This window comes from Mycobacterium sp. NAZ190054, from assembly GCF_001545925.1.
Lineage (GTDB): Bacteria > Actinomycetota > Actinomycetes > Mycobacteriales > Mycobacteriaceae > Mycobacterium.
The window spans coordinates 1-4187 of the sequence record NZ_LMVQ01000309.1 but is presented as its reverse complement, the minus strand read 5'-3'; the positions used below and the strand labels follow the sequence as shown (position 1 = coordinate 4187).

Annotated in this window: 4 protein-coding genes; all 4 read left to right on the top strand. The window is 71.8% G+C overall.

What is annotated here, in order from left to right; genetic code table 11:
• Positions 1 to 109 precede the first annotated feature (109 nt).
• A complete protein-coding gene (locus tag ASJ79_RS19830) occupies positions 110 to 1126 on the top strand; it encodes an MSMEG_0568 family radical SAM protein (protein WP_067958865.1) in 1017 nt (338 codons plus the stop codon).
• A 5-nt stretch (positions 1127 to 1131) separates the two neighbouring features.
• Positions 1132 to 2547 carry an MSMEG_0567/sll0787 family protein gene (locus tag ASJ79_RS19825; RefSeq protein ID WP_067958860.1) on the top strand — a complete coding sequence of 472 codons (1416 nt, stop codon included), beginning with the start codon at positions 1132 to 1134 and terminating at the stop codon, positions 2545 to 2547.
• 4 nt (positions 2548 to 2551) lie between these two features.
• Positions 2552 to 3394, top strand: coding sequence for a carbon-nitrogen hydrolase family protein (locus tag ASJ79_RS19820; protein ID WP_067958856.1), 843 nt, complete (start codon positions 2552 to 2554; stop codon positions 3392 to 3394).
• A gap of 2 nt (positions 3395 to 3396) precedes the next feature.
• Positions 3397 to 4187: MSMEG_0565 family glycosyltransferase (locus ASJ79_RS19815; protein WP_067958853.1), on the top strand; the 791-nt coding region annotated here is incomplete at its 3' end.

Sequence of the window (4187 nt, the reverse complement as noted above, 5' to 3'; positions counted from 1 at the left end):
AGCCGCCCACCGCCAGGCGCAGCACCGGGTCGCCGAGGCTGCCGGTGATGGCCGCCGCGAGATGCCGTGCGTCGCGGTCGATGCCGAGGAAGCGGCCCGATCCCCAGGTGTGCATCCACGGCAGCCCCTGAACCGCAGCGCGGGCGCCGGGCCCAGCGACGACGGCCACCTCGTCATCGGCGGGCGCAACGCGGCGCTTCCGCGAAACCCGCAGAGCCCGTTCATGTTCGACGGTGAGAAGGTCCTCTACGACGGCCACGACACCGGACTTGACGTCGAGGTGATCCACCGACCGAAGTTCTACGATCTGGTCACCGTAGACGGCGTGCCCTTCGAGAAGCTGGCACGGCTGCACGGCCGCAACGTCCTGGCCACCACCGTGGTGCAGACCTGCATCCGCTACTCCCCCGACCAGCGCTGCCGGTTCTGCTCCATCGAGGAGTCACTGCGTTCGGGAGCGACGACGGCGGTGAAGCGGCCGTCAGAACTGGCCGAGGTCGCCCGCGCCGCGGTGTCACTCGACGGTGTCACGCAGATGGTGCTGACCACGGGCACATCGGCGGGCACCGATCGCGGTGCCGTGCACCTCGCCCGCTGCGTTCGCGCGGTCAAAGCCGCGGTGCCCGCGCTGCCGATCCAGGTGCAGTGTGAACCGCCCGCCGATCTGCGGGTGCTGACCGACCTGCGGGACGCCGGCGCCGACGCCATCGGCATCCACGTCGAGTCTCTCGACGACGACGTGCGACGCCGCTGGATGCCCGGCAAGGCGACAGTCCCGCTGAGCCAGTACCGGGCGGCGTGGCGGGAGGCGGTGCGGGTGTTCGGCCGCAATCAGGTGTCGACCTACCTGCTGGTCGGCCTCGGCGAGGACCCGGACGAACTGATCACCGGCGCCGCCGGCCTGATCGAGATGGGCGTCTACCCGTTCGTGGTGCCGTTCCGGCCCCATCCGGGCACGCTGGCCGTCGATGTCGACGGCGCACGGGCTCCCGACGCCGCGGTGTTGCAGCGGGTTTCCCAGGAGGTCGCCGCACTGTTGAGATCGGCGGGCATGACCGGCGCCGAGCAGAAGGCCGGCTGCGCGGCGTGCGGCGCGTGCGGTGTCCTGCAGGACATGGGCGGGTGAGAAGGGTGCTGTTCCAAGCTGACTCGCCGCAACGCGGCGAACTGTCGATACTCGCCGGCACGCGACCCACGGCGGCCGGCCGGTTCCTCATCCGCCCGGCAGGGCCGTCGGAGCTGCAGCAGTACCGCCGGCTGCGCCGCGCGTCGTTCGTCGTCGAGCAGGGCATGTTCGCCGGCACCGACCGCGACGACGTCGACGACGATCCGCGCACCGTGGTGTTGGTGGCGGTCGCCGCCGACGGCACCGTGCTCGGCGGGGTCCGGATGGCACCGGTCTGTTCACCGGACATCGGGTGGTGGTCCGGAAGCCGGTTGGTCGCCGATCCGGCCGCCCGTGCGGCCGGTCTGGGCCCGGCACTGATCCGCGCGGCGTGCGCACACGTCGAATCCGCCGGGGCACTGCGTTTCGAAGCCACCGTGCAACGCCGGTACGCGCCCATGTTCGTCGGCCTCGGATGGACCCGGCACGGCGAATGCGCCGTCGCGGGCCGCCCCCACGTGGTCATGCGATGGCCGCTGGATCCCGTTGCCCGCGTCGCCGCGGCGACGAAGTCGTTCCTCGGCGAGGCACTCGGCCCGCTGCGTGCGGTCCCGAACGGATTGGGTCCGCCCGGTTTCGTCGGCGACGACGGCGTCCCGGTGCCCGGCGGCGACATGGTGGCCGCGTGCGACGCGATCATCCCGTCGATGGTGGAGCGGGATCCGGAGTGGGCGGGCTGGTGTTCGGTGCTCGTCAACCTCAACGATCTCTCGGCGATGGGCGCCACGCCGACGGGTCTGCTCGACGCGGTCGGCGCCCCGAACCGGTCGCTGCTCACCCGCATCGTGCGCGGGGTGGCGCGGGCCTCCCAGGCGTGGCGGACACCGGTCCTGGGCGGGCACACCCAGCTCGGGGTCCCGGCGTCGCTCGCGGTGACCGCTCTCGGGCGCACCGCTGATCCCGTGCCCGCCGGCGGTGCGGCCGCGGGTGACGTGCTGCGCCTGATCGTCGATCTCAACGGCCGTTGGCGTCCCGGCTACCACGGCAGGCAGTGGGACTCGACCAGCACGCGCAGCCCCGAGGACCTGGCGCAGATGAGCGCATACGTCGCCGCGACACGGCCGCGGGCGGCCAAAGACGTCAGCATGGCGGGCATCGCGGGCACGGCCGGGATGCTCGCCGAGGCGTGCGGGGTCGGCGCCGAGATCGAGATGGCCGCGGTGCCCCGGCCGGCCGACGCCGGCATGGGGCCGTGGATGACCTGCTTCCCCGGCTTCGGCATGCTGACCGCAGGCGATGCCGCGCCCGCCGAGCTGCCCACCGGTGTGGCCGAGCGGGTGTGCGGCCGGCTCACCCGGGAACCCGGTGTGTCCCTGCGCTGGCCCGACGGAGCGGTGACCACCGCACTGGCCGCCGGCGTGACGGGCCTGGGAACCGCGTGACGTCATGGCGCCGATGACGATCGGTGCGGTCGCCGCGCACTTCGGCCGCGACGTCGACCGTTCGGTGGCCAAGGTGGTCGGCATCATCGAAGCCGCGGCGCGGGACGGCGTGCGCCTGCTGGTGTTTCCCGACGCGTGCCTCGGCGGCTACATCGGCGACCTGCGCTGCCCGGACCCCGGCGATCCTCCCCCGGCGCTGGACCCGGACGGCCCGGAGATCGGCGCGGTGATCGCCGCGGCCGGACCGATGACCGTGTGCGTGGGTTACGCCGAGGCGGCACCGGGTGGCACCCGCTACAACTCGGCGATCTGTGTGTCCGGTGACGGCGTGCTGGGGACCCACCGCAAGGTGCACCAGCCCGCCGGGGAGTCGTTGGCCTACCTGGCCGGTGACGCGTTCACCGCCTTCGACACCCCGGTCGGGCGGGTCGGCATGTTGATCGACTACGACAAGACGTTCCCGGAGTCGGCACGCACCCTGGCACTGGACGGGGCGCAGATCATCGCGGCGTTGTCGGCGTGGCCGGCCAGCGTCACCGACCGCGCGTCACGGCTGCCCGCCGACCGCCAGTCGCGGCTGTTCGATCTCTACGACTGCGCCCGCGCCGCCGAGAACCAGGTCGTGCTGGTCTCCGCGAACCAGACCGGCATCATGGGATCGCTGCGCTTCCTCGGCCAGGCCAAGGTCGTCGGTCCGGGCGGAGACGTGCTCGCCACCACCCGGTCCAAAGGCGGCCTGGCCAGCGCGGAGGTCGATGTCGTCGCCGAGATCGCCCGTGCGCGAAAGGTTCTGGATCATCTGGCCGAACTTCGCTGGAACACCTATTCCACCTCGGCCAGGAGCTGACCATGCGGGTCGCGCTGATCACCTACTCGACCAAACCCCGCGGCGGAGTGGTGCACACATTGAATCTGGCCGAGGCGCTGGCCGCGCAGGGCGTCGACGTCACGGTGTGGTCGCTGGCCCGCGACGGTGACACCGGCTTCTTCCGTGACGTGGACCCGGCCGTCGGACTCCGGCTGCTCGATTTCCCGGAGCGGCAGGGTGAGTCGGTGACCGAACGCATCGTGCGTTCGATCGACACCCTGCGAGGCGGGTTCACCCCGGATGCCTACGACATCGTGCATGCCCAGGACTGCATCAGCGCCAACGCGGTCGGCGCCTGCATCCGCACCATCCACCACCTCGACGAGTTCACCACCCCGATCCTGGCGGAGTGCCACGAGAAGGCCGTCGTGGCCCCGTATGCGCGGATCTGCGTGTCGGCCGCCGTCGCCGCCGAGGTGTCCGCGCGCTGGGGACTGCACCCCACGGTGATTCCCAACGGGGTGCGCGCCGACCGGTTCATCGCCGCCGCCGACGCCGTCGCGGACCAACGCCGGTGGCGCGACGAACTGGGTCGTTACGTACTCACCGTCGGCGGGATCGAACCGCGGAAAGGCACCCTCGATCTGGTGGACGCCTTCCACCTTCTCCGGCAACACCATCCCGACCTGAGCCTGGTGATCGCCGGCGGCGAGACACTGTTCGACTACCGCGACTACCGCACCGCTTTCGACCGGCGCTGCGAGGAACTGGACGTGCGACCCGTCATTCTCGGCGCGGTCCCGGAACCCGATCTGCCGAGTCTGATGGCCGC